This window comes from Mycobacterium sp. Soil_C_30 (genome assembly GCF_057656995.1).
The window spans coordinates 20616-34946 of sequence record NZ_JBDGJH010000031.1; the positions used below are offsets into that span (position 1 = coordinate 20616).

A 14331-nucleotide genomic window follows, 5' to 3' on the forward strand; every position below is an offset into this window, starting at 1 on the left:
TCGACCGTGAACAGACAAAATTCCGCCGACTACGTACCGACGGTGCCACGTCGGCGTCGGCGCAGCCTGGTGAGACTGGCTGGCGCGAGCGCAGCGATTGTCGGAATGCTCGCCGCGTCGGGCTGCACCGCGTCCGGTCCCGCTGACACTGCGGCGCCCTCGGCTGCCGAAGCGACCCCCGTACTACCGGCCGGCGACACCTCCGACGGGGCAGACAACTTCTACACAAGCGACCAGGTGAGCGTCGAGGACGTCAGCTTCCAGAACCAGTACGGGATGAATGTGGCCGGGAACCTCTTTGTCCCCAACGATATCGACCGCGACAGCGGGCACCCGGCAGTGGTGGTGGGCCACCCGATGGGGGCGGTGAAGGAACAGAGCGCGGATCTGTATGCAACCAAGCTGGCCGAGCAGGGCTTCGTCACCTTGTCCATCGACTTGTCGTTCTGGGGTGAAAGTGATGGCGAACCGCGCAACAGCGTCTCCCCGGACATCTATGCCGAGGACTTCAGCGCCGCGGTTGATTACCTGCGTACCCAGTCGTTCGTCGCTGACGAGAAGATCGGCGCACTCGGTATTTGCGGCAGCGGCAGTTTCGTCATCAGTGCGGCCAAGATCGATCCGCGGATCAAATCGGTTGCGACCGTGAGCATGTATGACATGGGCACGGCGAATCGGCAGGGATTAACCAGCTCCTTGTCACTCGACCAGCGGCGGGAGATCCTCGAGCAGGCGGCGCAACAACGGGATGTCGAGTTCACCGGAGGCGAGACCCAATACACCAGCGGCACCCCGGAGGAGCTGACCGACCAGTCGACGGACATCGACCGGGAGTTCTTTGATTTCTACCGCACCGAAAGGGGTTTCAGTCCTGACACCACCACCCACCCCACGCTGAGCAGCAACGTCAAGTTCATGAACTTCTATCCGTTCGAGGACATCGAGACCATCTCGCCGCGCCCCATGCTGTTCATCACCGGTGATGAGGCACATTCACGGGAGTTCAGCCAGCAGGCCTACCAATTGGCCAACGAGCCCAAAGAACTGGTGGTGGTGCCGGGAGCGGGTCACGTCGACCTCTACGACCGGGTTGACCTCATTCCGTTCGATGCATTGACAACGTTCTTCAGGACCAATCTGGACAATCGATGATGTGACCCGGGGCGTCCGGCGACTGGGCTCAACGAGTCCGTCGCCGGGCGCTCTGCTGTCCGGACCATGGCAGCTCACGCGGTCCGAGGCCCCTGAGCGTCAATCCTCGGTTGCTTCGAGGTTGTGGGCACAACGCTGCAGCAGCTTCACCAGATGTACCCTGTCGGTCCTCGAAAGACCTTGCAGCATAGCGAAATCGATGGCCATCACCGCATCGTCCGCGGCAGCCAGCCGATCGCGTCCGGCCGTGGTCAACTCCAGCGAGCGCGCCCGCCCGCGCGGGGGAGTGTCGGCGTCCTGCACCAGCCGCGCGGCTCGGAGACCGGCCAGCACGTCCTGCAATGACTGACGGGTCACGAAGCACAACCGGGCCAGTTCCGAGGCCGAGGCGTCGGGATGGTCGGCCAGCGCCCGCAACACGGCATACTGCGCCATCGACACCCCGGCACTGCGCAGGGCGGCATCGCTGCGCCGCCGGAAAGCCTGCTGCACCCGCTTGATCAGATAACCGGCCGCACGCTCGGTCGCGGGCACCTCCATGACAGGAACCTTACAGCAGTGCTAACCTGATCATGTGTAAGGAACCTGACAAGGAGGAACGATGACCACCATTCAGGCCGGCGGGCCTTACGTCACCCTGATCAACGTCTTCACCGTGGAGCCCGGCAAGGCGCACGAACTCGCCGCGGTCTTGACCGCCGCCACCGAGAACGTCATGCAGCATCAGCCGGGCTTCCGGGCGGCCAACATCCACGTCAGCACCGACGCCACCCGCGTCGTCAACTACGCCCAGTGGGACAGCGAGGAGGCCTACCGGCGCATGTTCGAGAATCCGGTGGCCCGCGAGCACATGGGGCAGGCGGCCGCGCTCGCCGTCGGTTTTGACCCGCATCTGTACACGGTCGAATCGGTCCACACGAATTATTGACCAACTGTTTTCGCACGAGCCGCTGCGGGTATTTCGCGGCCATGACCATGCCCGGTACTCCACTTCCCGATCCCTTGGGTCACGGACTCCGAGAATCCGACATCGGCCGACGTCGTTTCGGCGGTCAGTGACGACATCGAGACCTGAAGCAGCGTTATGCTTCTCGATGAGTTGAACGATGTCGCCGTGATCTCCGGTGGCAACTAGTCGAGCGTGGCGCCAGCGACGGTGAGGTCTTCTTGCGCGACCGACGGCCTCGAGGGCATGGCAAGAAGAGTGCCTGCTGACGTCCCCCGTGATGAACGCTGGCCCGGACGTGCTTCCTGATGGGGTGGAACACGCGCGCTGCTGTGTGTCAAGACCCGCGCCATCAGACTGTGGATAAGTAGGCGCTTGTCGTGGTGGATTGCCTTGTGGCGCATGTCTTGTCGGTGGGTGTGGGTAGTGCCGAAAGCATGTTCGAAGAGCTGATCGATCCGTCCACCTGCGTGGATCTGTCCCCGCGGCGATGGTCGATGCCATCGGCGCCTTCCACCGGGCCGAGGCCACCATGGTCGCGCACAAGTGGACGATGATCGCCCAGCCCCGAGTTCAGTTAACTCGCGTGTGTGAATTTCCGCCGCGGTTGCGACTGGTGTGTGGAGCAGTTCGAACTCTATCGGGGTGAGTCTGCCGAGGGCGCTTTTGCCGGCGGCGTCGGTGGTAGGTCCGCTCTATCCACGACACGGTCGCCAGCCTTCGTTCGGCTCGAGCGGACCAGCGCTTCCGGTCGAGGACGTTGCGTTGCAGAAGTGCGAAGAACGACTCCATCGCCGCGTGGCCCGCAGGGCATCAACGCGGCTCACCGATCCGTGTAACCCGTTGTGCGACAGTGCACGGCCAAATTTTCGCGACCGAAAATGACTAACCCGGTCGGAGTGAACGCTCGTCGCCACAGGTGAGCGCAGCGCCTCGGCGTAATCTAGGGCAGCCACTGCGAGTGAGGACTTCATTCGCGAGTCGATCGAGTACCTCACCGGTTCCGGGCAAGCCAACTCAGATGACCTATCCGTGCAGCAGGCCCCATCGACCGCCCATGCTGATCACGGCAGTCGTAGCTGTTGTGTGGCTACAGCCGACTCAGCTCTCCGTATTGTCCGTTCGCCTCGCCTTTGACCCGGCCAGGTGCGTGATGCCGAGTCCGGAGGTGTGCGGTGGGTCGCTCGAGAGATTGCAGGCGACCCACCGTATTGACTGTCCGGCTAGCGAATGAACTCCCCGGCGGCGGCGCGGGCGACCAGACTTTCCGGCGGCAGGAAGTGGTCGCCGTAGCGCTCGGCGAGGACTCGTGCCCGATCCACGAAGCTCTGCAGGCCACCGGGATAACCATTGATGTACTGCACCACTCCACCGGTCCAGGAGGGAAACCCGATCCCGAACAGAGAGCCGATGTTGGCGTCGGCGACCGAGTTGAGAACGCCCTCGTCGAGGCATCTCACCGTGTCGATGGCCTCGGCGAACAGCATCCGCTCCTTGAGATCCTCGAACGGAATTTCGGTGGCGCCGTCAGCTCCGAAGTGTTCCCACAAACCGGGCCACAGACGGGTGCGCCTACCGGCTTCGTCGTACTCGTAGAACGCCCCACCGGTCGAGCGGCCCTTGCGGTCGAATTCGTCGATCATCCGATCGAACACCACCGCGCACCCGTGCTCCACCCACGTCCCGCCCGCGGCTTCCAGCGCAGCGCGGTTCTCCTGGCGGATCTTGCGCGGAAGCGTCAGCGTCAGCTCATCGAGGAGTTGCAACGGCGCCGACGGGTAGCCGGCCTGCAGGCCGGCCTGTTCGATGACGTTCGGGTCCACACCCTCGCCGACCGCGGCGAGCGCCTCTTCGATGAACCTGCCGATCACCCGGCTGGTGAAGAACCCTCGACTGTCGTTGACCACGATGGGGGTCTTACGGATCTGCAGCGTGTAGTCGAACACCTTGGCCAGCGTGGCATCGGAGGTGTTCTTGCCCTTGATGATCTCGACCAATGGCATCTTGTCCACCGGTGAGAAGAAGTGGATTCCGATGAAGTCGGATTGGCGGTCCACACCCTCGGCGAGCGTGGTGATCGGCAGTGTCGACGTGTTGGATCCCAGCACCGCGTCCGGCAGAACGACGTCTTGAATTTCCTTGAACACCCGGTGTTTCAGGTCGACGCTTTCGAACACGGCCTCGATGACGAAGTCCACTCCGGCGAAGTCGGCGGGGTCGCTGGTCGGTGTGATCAGGTCCAAGAGGGCACGGGCGCCGGCTTCGGTTTGGGTGCCCCTGGCCACGGCCTTGGCTTCCAGCTTCTCCGAGTACTGCTTACCGCGTTTGGCCGCGTCGAGATCCACGTCCTTGATGACGACCTCGATACCGGCCTTCGCCGACACGTAGGCGATGGCTGCGCCCATCATGCCCGCCCCGAGCACCCCGACCTTCTTGGCCCGGTAGCGTTCGAAACCTTCCGGCCTGCTCTTGCCGGCATTGATGGACTGCAGGTCGAAGAAGTAGGCCTGGATCATGTTCTTGGCGACCTGGCCGGTGGCCAGGTGCACGAAGTAGCGGGTTTCGATGAGCGAAGCGGTGTCGAAATCGACCTGCGCTCCTTCGACAGCTGCCGCCATGATGGCGCGGGGAGCTTCTAGTGGTGCTCCCCGGAGCCGTTTGCGCAGCACCGCCGACAGTGCCGCGACACTTGGCGGGATGCCGCCGGGGATCTTGTATCCCGGGGTGTCCCACGGCTGCGAGGCAGTGGGATTAGCGGCGATCCACGCCTTGGCCGCCGGAATGAGCTCGTGCGCGGAGGCGACCGTCTGATCGATCAGCCCGATTTCGCGTGCCGCGTCCACGCCGAGGCGCGGGCCGCTGAGCAGGACCTTTTCCAGTGCATTCTCGACCCCGAGCATACGTACTGTCCGGATGACTCCGCCGCCGCCCGGTAGCAGCCCGAGCCCGACCTCGGGTAGTCCGACTACCACGCTCGGGCTGTCGACAGCGATGCGGTGGTGCGTGGCCAGAGCGATCTCGAGGCCGCCTCCCAACGCGGCGCCACCGATCGCCGCGACAACCGGCTTGCCGAGGAGCTCTAGTCGGCGTAGTTGTCCCTTGACCCGGTTGGTGTGCAGCGTCAGCGCTTCCGCATCTTCGGGCTGCGCCGCGATCAGCTCATTGAGGTCGCCCCCGGCGAAGAACGTTTTCTTGGCCGACGTCACGATCACCCCGCTGATCGTGTCGCGAATTTCATTGAGCCGCTGGACAACAGCGTCCATGGACTCAACGTATCGCGAGTTCATGGTGTTCGCCGATTGTCTCGGGTCGTCGAGCACCAGTACGACTATGCCGTCGGGCCCCTGCTCCCAACGGATGGTTTCAGATTCAGTCACGTCTGCCTTCCCTCTACACGCGTTCGATGATGGTGGCGATGCCCATGCCGCCGCCGACACATAGGTTGATCAGCGCTCGGCGCTGCTGTCGTCGCTCGAGTTCGTCGACCACGGTGCCGACCAACATGGCACCGGTGGCTCCCAATGGGTGACCCATGGCGATCGCGCCGCCGTTCACGTTGAGGATCTCGTCGGGGATGTTCAGGTCCTTTTGGAACTTCAACACCACTGACGCGAAGGCCTCGTTGAGCTCGAAGAGGTCGATGTCACCGACGGACAGTCCGGCGACGGCGAGTGCCTTCTCTGCGGCGGGGGTCGGCGCCGTCAGCATGATGGTGGGGTCGGATCCGGTGACGGCCGTTGCCACGATGCGTGCGCGAGGCGTTAATCCTGCCTTGGCGCCCGCTTGTTCGTTGCCGATGAGCACCAGTGCGGCGCCGTCGACGATGCCGGAGGAGTTGCCGCCGTGGTGTACGTGCTGGATGTCCCCGATGTCGATGTACTTCTGCAGCGCTACCGCGTCGAAGCCCAGCGCGCCGACTCCGGCAAAGGACGGCTTGAGCTTTGCGAGGGTGTCGACGGTGGTCCCTGGGCGGCGGTGCTCATCGTGATCGAGGATCGTCACACCGTTGAAGTCCTTGACCGGAACCACCGACTTGGTGAAATAGCCACTGCTCCAGGCGACGTCGGCGCGTTCCTGGGATCGAACTGCGTAGCGGTCTACGTCTTCGCGGCTAAACCCCTCGATCGTCGCGATGAGGTCGGCGCCGATTCCCTGCGGCACGATGTAGTTGTCGTATCCGATTGCCGGATCGTTGAACAGTGCACCGCCGTCGGAACCCATGGGCACGCGGGACATCGACTCCACGCCACCGGCGAGCACCAAGTTCTCGAACCCGGACCGGACCTTCTGCGCTGCCAGGTTGGTCGCCTCCAGGCCGGATGCGCAGTAGCGACTGATCTGCACCCCCGCCACGGTGTCGGGAAGGCCGGCGACGATCGCGGCGGTCCGGGAGATCACGGCGCCCTGATCTCCGACCGGTGCCACGACGCCCAGCACGATGTCGTCGATGTCGGCTGGATCTAATTGCGGATGCCGGGATTTCATCTCGTGGATCAGGCCGACAACCAGATCCACGGCTTTGGTGCCGTGAAGTGCGCCGTTCTTTCCTTTGCCGCGGGGTGTTCGAATTGCTTCATAGATGAATGCTTCGTTGGTCAACAACAGAACCTTTCGTATCTCGGGGCGTCGAGGCTTGTCTCGGGTGGTCCGGGCTGTTCGGCGATTTCAACGGGACATGAACCTCATCATTCGCTGCACGATTCCGTTGTGAGGGGGGTATGCGAACGACGGGTCGAGTGAGGCGGGCTTGCGGAGCACGGCCTTTCGGTGGCTGAACGTCTCGAATCCGGCACGCCCATGGTAGGCACCCATGCCGGATTCGCCGATTCCACCGAACGGGAGCTCGGTGAGCATGGTCTGGTAGAAGACGTGGTTCACACACACCGAGCCCGACGACGTCCTCGCGAGCACCGACTCCTCGTCCTCGCGGGACGCGGAGAACAGATACAGCGCCAGCGGTTTGTCGCGCCCAGTGATGAAATCGACTGCTGAATGCAGTGATTCGACCTCCACCACCGGCAGGATCGGACCGAAGATCTCTTCCTGCATCAAGGGTGAGCTCAGGTCAGGATCGACGATGACCGCGGGACCGAAGGTTCCGTCACCGCGAGCGCCGCCTGCCACGGCCTCGATTCCACCGTGATTGTCGAGCAGTGCCGTCAGTCGTGCGACGTTGCGATCGTCGATGATGCGTGTGGTTTCGGCGAAGCGGTCGGACGTCTTCACCTCGTTGGTCAAGGCCTCGATGAACTCGGCCCGGACCGACGACTCGACGAGTACGTAATCTGGTGCGACGCAGGCTTGGCCGGCCGCGGTGACCTTCGCCCAGGCCAGGCGGCGCGCTGCCACCGCGATGTCTGCGGTGGAGGTGATGATGGCGGGTGTCTTGCCGCCGAGTTCGAGTGTCACGGGGGTGAGGTGTTTGGCAGCGGCTTCCAGCACGATGCGGCCCACGCGTCCGCTACCGGTGTAGAGGATGTGGTCGAATCGGGTCTTCAGGAGGGCCGTTGTGGTGGCCACGCCTCCTTCTACGACCTTGACCGCATCGGGATCGAGATACAGCGGCAGCAGTCGGGCCAGGGTTCGTGCGACCGACGGTGCCATCTCGGAGGGTTTGATGACGACGGCGTTGCCGGCGGCCAGCGCGTTAACCAAGGGTGCCAGGCAGAGCAGGACGGGAAAGTTCCACGGCGCCACGATGAGAACGACACCCTTGGGCTCCGGCTGCGTCCACGCTTTGGCGGGTGCAAAAGCCATCGGCACGGTCACCGCGGTCCGTTTGGTCCACTCCTGCAACTTTTTCAGCGCGTGTCGCGCTTCGGCCTTCGGAGGTGAGATCTCTCCGAGAAAGACTGTCATGGGCGGCTTGCCGAGGTCCTGCGCGAGTGCCTTGGCGATCTCGGCTTCACATTCTTCGAGCAGCCGGACGACGCCTTTGAGCTGCTGACGGCGCCAGCGGAGGTCCTTGGTGCGGCCTGTCTGGACTACCGATCGCATTTTGTCGACCAGCTCTGCAGCCTGATTTGCCTCGAGCTCCGTGGGGACCAGCGCGGTGGGTGCCATCGTTACTCCGTTGTGTGTGCGGGTGACTCGAGAGAAGCAACGCCCACTCGGAGCGTGCCGACCTCTGCAAGCTACGCTGTGTTCATACATAATGTCTAGCCGCGGCATTCAGTGAGATCTGAGTCGTACGGTTTATGGCCTCTCAAGCCCGACCTAACGGCTATACACTGCGTATGAACTATATGTATGCTACCGGCATGTCTACCACAGTTCCCTCCAGGACGAAGCGGAATCTCTACGACGAAGAGCACGAGTTGTTCCGGGACAGCTTCCGGCGATTTCTCGAATCGGAAGTCGTTCCGCACTATTCGGAATGGGAGCGCAACGGAATCGTCCCGCGCCAACTCTTCGAAGCCGCAGGAAAGTCAGGATTCCTGGGGATGGCGATTCCGGGGGAGTTCGGTGGTGGCGGAGTGGCCGACTTCCGCTTCAATGCCGTGATTGCCGAGGAGATCGCCGCCACCGGCACCGTCTCGTTCGGCATCAATCTTCACAACGACGTCTGCCTTCCGTACTTCCTCGAATACGGTAACCCCGACCAGCACCGGCGCTGGCTGCCTGGTCTCGCCTCGGGGGAGCTCATCGCCGCGGTCGCGATGACCGAGCCGGGAACCGGTTCTGATCTGGCCGCCATCAAGACAACCGCCACTCGCAGCGGCGACGACTATGTGCTCAACGGCAGCAAGACCTTCATCTCCAACGGCATCAATGCCGACCTGGTGATCACAGCAGCGGTCACCGACGGCGCAAGTGGCCGAGAAGGTCTGTCGCTGTTCATCGTTGAGCGTGGCACGCCGGGATTCGAACGTGGCCGCAACCTGGAGAAGATCGGCATGCACGCGCAAGACACCGCGGAGCTGTCCTTCCAGGACGCTCGGGTGCCTGCGGCCAATCTGCTCGGCGAGCTCGGCGGTGGCCTGACCGCGCTCAAAACCAACCTCGCGCAGGAGCGGATGACCATCGCCGTCGCCGGGGTCGCCGCCGCCAGGCAGGCACTCGACTGGGCTATCGATTACGTGCGCCAGCGGAAAGCCTTCGGCAAGTCGATAGGGGAGTTCCAGAACACCCGCTTCGAGCTAGCCAGCGTCAAGACCGAGGTCGAGGTGGTACAGGCGTTCGTCGACGACTGCGTGCGTGAACTGGTGGCGGGCACGTTGTCCGCCGACCGCGCAGCCATGGCCAAGCTGGCCGCCAGTGAACTGCAGGGGACTGCCGTCGACCGGTGCCTGCAGCTGTTCGGAGGCTACGGCTACATGACGGAGTATCCGATCGCCCGGGCCTATGTCGATGCACGTATCGGGCGGATCTACGGGGGCACCAGCGAGATCATGCGGCAGATCATCAGCCGTTCAATGGGGCTGTAGCCATGGAACGTGTTCTCTTCGAATCCGAGCACGAGCAGTTCCGCGAGATGGCGCGGTCGTTCCTGATCAAGGAGGCGGTGCCGCACTCGGAGGCCTGGGAAGCCGCGGGGATGGTCGACCGCTCGTTCTGGCGCGTCGCCGCAGCCCAGGGGTTGGTCGGATTCTCCGCGCCCGAGAGTCTCGGAGGCGCGGGGCAGCGTGATTTCCGGTTCAACGTCGTCCTCGACGAGGAGGTGGTGCGTACCGGTGCTGTCGGCGATGGATTCTCCCTGACCAATGACATCGTGCTGCCGTACTTCCTCGACCTCGCCGATGACGAGCAGCAGAGCCGTTGGGTGCCGGGAATCTGTGACGGCTCGTCGGTGGTCGCCGTCGCGATGAGTGAGCCGGGTACCGGTTCGGATCTGCGCGCGATGACCACCACCGCGCGTAGGGACGGCGATGGCTGGGCGCTGACGGGCACGAAGACGTTCATCACCAACGGGCTGCGGGCCGACCTGATCATCGTCTGCGCCCGGATCCCCGAAGCCGACGGTGGGGGATTCGGTCTCTTCGTCGTCGAGGGTGACCAGGACGGCTTCGAACGCGGACGCAAGCTCGAGAAGATCGGCCGCCGCGCCCAGGACACGGCGGAGCTGTTCTTTCATGACGTCCGGGTGAGCGGTGCCAACGTCATGGGCCAGCCAGGTCATGGCCTGCGGTACCTGATGGCCAACCTGTCGCAGGAGCGGTTGTCCATGGCGGTGACGGCCGTGGCGAGTGCCGAATACGCACTGTCCATCGCGCTGTCATACAGCAAAGAGCGCAAGGCATTCGGCCAACCCATCGGCAGCTTTCAGGCCAACCGTTTCACTCTGGCCGAATTGGCGACCAAGGTGCAGATCGCGCGGGTTTTCGTGGATCGATGCGTGCAATCCCACTGTGCCGGTGAGCTGACGCCCGCCGAGGCGGCCGGCGCGAAGTTCTGGACCACCGAGTTGGAGTTCGAGACGCTGGACACCTGCCTGCAACTCCATGGCGGCTACGGCTACATCGAAGAGTATGAGGTCGCCCGGCGCTGGCGTGATTGTCGCGTGCAGCGGATCTACGGCGGCACCAACGAGATCATGCGTGAAATCGTCGGACGCTCACTGGGTCTCTAGTCCGCTTCTGACTGTCACCTAGTCCATACATGTTGTATGGTTCGACGTCACGGCAGTGTACGGCGGCCGCATCGGAACGAGATCGGGGTAAATCTTTTCATGGCAACACAATCGAGTGTCTCGCAGGCGCAGGCCCTTTCAGATCTGGTGTCCGAACGGTGGAGTTGCCGAGGGTTCCGGACCGATCCGGTCCCGCGGCACGTGATCGAGGACATCATCGACGTCGCCCGCCGGACGCCGTCGTGGTGCAACACGCAGCCCTGGCATCTGCACATCACCTCGGGGACCGCCACCGACCGGTTCCGCACCGATCTGGCCGCGAGCTGGGCCGCCGATCCACAGCTACACACCGACTTTCCGTTCCCGGAAACCTACGAGGGGGCGTACCTGGATCGCCGGCGTGCCAGCGGATGGCAGTTGTACGAGGCCTTGGGCGTGCAGAAAGGTGACCGCGCGGCCTCGGCGCGCGAAATGCTCAGGAACTTCGATCTTTTCGGGGCACCACATGCGGCGATCGTCACCACCCCGGACTCCCTGGGTGTGTACGGCGCGGTGGACTGTGGGCTGTTCGTTCAAAGTTTCCTACTAGCTGCGCACAGTCTTGGGGTGGCGGCGGTGCCACAGGCGGCGCTGGCCAGTCACTCCGACTTCGTCCGGAGCCATTTCGGCATGCCGGACGACCGGCGGGTGCTGCTGGGTATCTCGTTCGGCTATCCCGACGACGAGCACCCGGCGAACTCGTATCGGACGCCCCGGCGCCTGACCGACGACGTTGTGACGTGGGCAGGAGAGTGAACACCCTGGTCGATGTCGGTGACGGAATCCGGTTGAACACAAGGGTCCTGGGCGATGGGCCGCCGATATTACTTATCCACGGGTGGAGCCTGGCCCACGACGTGTGGGATCGGCAGATGCGGGTGCTTGCCGGCGCCGGCCACAAGGTCATCGCCATCGACATGCGCGGACACGGTGCATCGGATGCTCCTCTGCAGGGATACGACATCATGCAGCTTGCGGCAGACGCTGCCGCGGTGCTTCGGGCGCATGGGGTGGATTCTGCGTCGGTGGTCGGTTGGTCCCTCGGCGGTATGACAGCGCTGCGAATGGCGCACGCGTACCCGGATCTGGTATCCAAGGTGGTCATGGTGGCCTCCGTCGGCGTGGCCCACGTTCGCCAAGATTCCTACCCGTACGGCCGTCCAGCGGGAAAGCGAGCCGAGTCCGGGATGCAAGACCTGGAACACCAGGATCGGATTAGCTTCCGCCGCAGTGCGATTGGCAGTTTGTTCAAGAACTCGCCAGAACCCCACGTACTGGACTGGCTCCATCGGGTCTCGCTGCGGACCCCGAGTTGGGCTGCGAGCGCCTGCTTGTCGACACTGCTGCGTACCGAGCAGACCGATCTGCTGAGTGAGATCACGGTCCCGGTGTCGCAGATCATCGGCAGCCATGACCCGGGACTGTCCGTCGACGGCGCGCGCTGGGTGCAGGAACAGTTGAACGGCAAGCTGATCGAGCTCGACTGCGGGCATTACCCGATGCTCGAGTGCGCCGACGATTTTGATGAGGCGCTACTGGCCTTGTTGTGATGGTAATGCCTGCTCAAGTGTGTTGACACGACGTATGAACGCTCCGTATGGTCATGGCATGCACACTGGCTATGATTCGTCGGAGAATGCTCTATCGTTGACCGACGCGGAACTCGAAGGCCTTCTCGGTTCGGCCAACATTCCGACGTTGTTGGCGACGCTTGCGCACCTGACGGGTGAGGATCGATGGATAGAACCGCCTTTCACACCCACCCATCGGCGGGACATCGACGATCACGATGACGGTGGGCTGCCCGCCGATGTCGTCCAGACCATCCGCGACGAGGCGCTCGTCGTTCTCCGTGAGATCCGCGACGGTCAGAGGGCGGTGGCGGCGCCACCGAGTCCGGAGCGCCTGGTGCGCATCTTGGAGGCATCAGTCGCAGAGTCACTGCCCCCCGACTACGGCCAGTTGCTCGGCGAGGAGCTGGGCATCTATCCCCGCAGCGGAGTACCGCAGGCCGCAGCTGATGTGCGCGCGGCATTCCACGTCGCCATCATCGGTGCCGGTCTCTCCGGTCTGTGCCTGGCGATCAGGTTGGAGCAAGCAGGAATCGGATACACCGTCTTCGAGAAGAACGACGATGTGGGCGGCTCTTGGCAGGAGAACATCTACCCCGGCTGCGGTGTGGACACTCCCAGTCATCTGTATTGCTTCTCGTTCGACCAGAATCCGGATTGGACAAGGTATTTCGTCCACCGCGACGAGCTGGCCACGTACTGGCATTCGCTGGCCGACCGATGGGGTGTCCGCAAGAACATCCGATTCGGGACCAAGGTGGAGACCGCCCGGTACGACGAGGATGCCTCACGCTGGCGGGTGCGGGTGAGCAGCGCCGACGGAACCGTCGACGAAATCGAGGCCAACGCGGTGATCAGCGCCGTCGGTCTGTTGAATCAGCCTGCGCTGCCGACGATCGAGGGCATCGACGACTTTGTGGGCCCGTGCCTGCACACAGCCCGCTGGGATCGATCGGTCGATCTCACCGGCAAGCGGGTGGCCGTCGTCGGGACCGGTGCCAGCGCAATGCAATTCGTTCCCGCAGCTGCGGAGATTGCCGGCAAGGTCACCGTCTTCCAGCGCTCGCCGCAGTGGGCGATGCCGCATCCCAACCAATCCCGCGAAGTGCCCGAGGCGGTTCGCCTGCTCCATCGGCACATCCCGCACTACCTCGGTTGGTACCGGGTGCGGGTGTTCTGGCGGATGGGAGACCGTCTGCACAGCCTCCTGCAGGTCGACAACACCTGGGAACACGGCGAGCGCGCCATCAACAAGAGCAACGACGCCTTGCGCAAGATGCTCACCAGATACATCGAGACCCAGCTCGACGGCCGGCCCGACCTCATCGAGAAGAGCGTGCCGAGCTATCCGGTCTACGGAAAGCGGCTGCTCGTCGATCACGGTTGGTACCCGGCCATCCGCCGGGGCAACGTCGAGCTGGTCACCGATCCGATCGCCCGTATCAAGCCGAAGGGAATCGAGCTCTCCGACGGCACCGAGCACGAGTTCGACGTGATTGCGTTCGCCACCGGCTTCGATGCGGTCAACGTCCTGGGATCCATCGACGTCTACGGCCGCGACGGTCGCTCCCTGCACGAGGAGTGGGGTCACGACGACGGCCGCGCGTACCTCGGTATCAGCGTCCCTGGGTTCCCGAACTTCTTCTGCCTTTACGGCCCCAACACCAACACCGGTCACGGTGGCACGGTGATCGCAGGCACCGAGATGCAGGTGCAGTACGTGACCCATCTGTTGGCTCAGATGATCGACGGCGACCTCGCCGCGGTCGAGATCCGGCAAGACGTGTTCGATGCATACGACGAGGAGCTGGGGGAGGTCCTGGCCAATTCGATCTGGACCCATCCGGGCATGAGCACCTACTACCGGAACTCCAAAGGCCGTGTCGTGACCAATAGCCCGTGGAAGTACATCGACTACTGGCGCCGCACGCACCAGCCGGATCTCGAGGAGTTTGTCGTCACCCCCAGCGCGGTGATTCGAGGCGGTGACCTGCAACCCCTGTCCTAGCCGAGACGGTGTGGGGGTGGCGGTGTCAGGCACAGCATCATTACGT

The 14331-nt window shown here is 63.6% G+C and carries 11 protein-coding genes and 1 pseudogene; 7 read left to right on the top strand and 5 right to left on the bottom strand.

Translation table 11 applies throughout. From position 1 onward, the window contains the following. The first annotated feature begins 6 nt into the window (after positions 1-6). Complete coding sequence (locus AC3A6P_RS33805) at positions 7-1152, top strand: alpha/beta hydrolase (protein WP_487696763.1); 1146 nt, start codon at positions 7-9, stop codon at positions 1150-1152. Positions 1153-1251: 99 nt separating this feature from the next. Here AC3A6P_RS33805 and AC3A6P_RS33810 read toward each other — a convergent pair whose 3' ends face one another. Next, entirely contained in the window at positions 1252-1692 is a 441-nt protein-coding gene (locus AC3A6P_RS33810) for a MarR family winged helix-turn-helix transcriptional regulator (protein WP_487696764.1), read from the bottom strand. Positions 1693-1753: 61 nt separating this feature from the next. Here AC3A6P_RS33810 and AC3A6P_RS33815 point away from each other — a divergent pair, with 61 nt between their 5' ends. Continuing rightward, positions 1754-2080, top strand: coding sequence for an antibiotic biosynthesis monooxygenase family protein (locus tag AC3A6P_RS33815; protein ID WP_487696765.1), 327 nt, complete (start codon positions 1754-1756; stop codon positions 2078-2080). Positions 2081-2697: 617 nt separating this feature from the next. Here AC3A6P_RS33815 and AC3A6P_RS33820 read toward each other — a convergent pair. The 4 genes and pseudogenes from AC3A6P_RS33820 to AC3A6P_RS33835 all read right to left on the bottom strand — a co-directional run. Beyond that, positions 2698-3096: pseudogene (locus AC3A6P_RS33820) on the bottom strand (IS3 family transposase); the annotation flags it as partial. Between the two features lie 225 nt (positions 3097-3321). Beyond that, a complete protein-coding gene (locus tag AC3A6P_RS33825; protein WP_487696766.1) occupies positions 3322-5475 on the bottom strand; it encodes a 3-hydroxyacyl-CoA dehydrogenase NAD-binding domain-containing protein in 2154 nt (717 codons plus the stop codon). Positions 5476-5488: 13 nt separating this feature from the next. After that, a complete protein-coding gene (locus tag AC3A6P_RS33830) occupies positions 5489-6697 on the bottom strand; it encodes an acetyl-CoA C-acetyltransferase (RefSeq protein ID WP_487696767.1) in 1209 nt (402 codons plus the stop codon). A 66-nt stretch (positions 6698-6763) separates the two neighbouring features. Next, a complete protein-coding gene (locus AC3A6P_RS33835) occupies positions 6764-8161 on the bottom strand; it encodes an aldehyde dehydrogenase family protein (protein WP_487696768.1) in 1398 nt (465 codons plus the stop codon). Positions 8162-8358: 197 nt separating this feature from the next. Here AC3A6P_RS33835 and AC3A6P_RS33840 point away from each other — a divergent pair, with 197 nt between their 5' ends. The 5 genes from AC3A6P_RS33840 to AC3A6P_RS33860 all read left to right on the top strand — a co-directional run bounded on the left by AC3A6P_RS33840 (position 8359) and on the right by AC3A6P_RS33860 (position 14285). Beyond that, a complete protein-coding gene (locus AC3A6P_RS33840) occupies positions 8359-9525 on the top strand; it encodes an acyl-CoA dehydrogenase family protein (protein WP_487696769.1) in 1167 nt (388 codons plus the stop codon). A 2-nt stretch (positions 9526-9527) separates the two neighbouring features. Continuing rightward, positions 9528-10667, top strand: coding sequence for an acyl-CoA dehydrogenase family protein (locus AC3A6P_RS33845; protein WP_487696770.1), 1140 nt, complete (start codon positions 9528-9530; stop codon positions 10665-10667). Between the two features lie 99 nt (positions 10668-10766). Beyond that, entirely contained in the window at positions 10767-11462 is a 696-nt protein-coding gene (locus AC3A6P_RS33850; protein ID WP_487696771.1) for a nitroreductase, read from the top strand. Beyond that, complete coding sequence (locus AC3A6P_RS33855; protein WP_487696772.1) at positions 11447-12256, top strand: alpha/beta fold hydrolase; 810 nt, start codon at positions 11447-11449, stop codon at positions 12254-12256. Before AC3A6P_RS33850 ends, AC3A6P_RS33855 begins: the two co-directional genes overlap by 16 nt. A gap of 58 nt (positions 12257-12314) precedes the next feature. Next, positions 12315-14285 carry a flavin-containing monooxygenase gene (locus AC3A6P_RS33860; RefSeq protein ID WP_487696773.1) on the top strand — a complete coding sequence of 657 codons (1971 nt, stop codon included), beginning with the start codon at positions 12315-12317 and terminating at the stop codon, positions 14283-14285. Positions 14286-14331: the final 46 nt, after the last annotated feature.